Raw genomic sequence first — 222 nt, 5'->3', positions numbered from 1 at the left:
CCTAGGGCCTGTCCTCAGTTGAGGAGGAAAGTTATGGCGACGAGTTGGACGGCGGCGAGGAAATTGCGCGCGGTCTTGTCATAGCGCGTGGCGATGGCGCGGAAGTGCTTGAGCTTGTTGAAGAAGCGCTCGACGAGATTGCGCTCGCGGTAGAGCGCGAAATCGGTTTGGCGCGGCGTGACGCGGTTGGCCTTGGGTGGGATGACGGGGGTGATTCGCCGA

The 222-nt window shown here is 62.2% G+C and carries 1 protein-coding gene; it reads right to left on the bottom strand.

All coding sequences use genetic code 11. The features are described from left to right. Positions 1 to 14: 14 nt before the first annotated feature. Positions 15 to 222: transposase (locus EH240_RS37745; RefSeq protein WP_148101216.1), on the bottom strand; the 208-nt coding region annotated here is incomplete at its 5' end.

The sequence above is a fragment of the Mesorhizobium tamadayense genome (assembly GCF_003863365.1).
GTDB classification, from domain to species: domain Bacteria; phylum Pseudomonadota; class Alphaproteobacteria; order Rhizobiales; family Rhizobiaceae; genus Mesorhizobium; species Mesorhizobium tamadayense.
The sequence above is the reverse complement of the archived record's forward strand: the minus strand, read 5'-3'. Positions and strand labels throughout refer to the sequence as shown.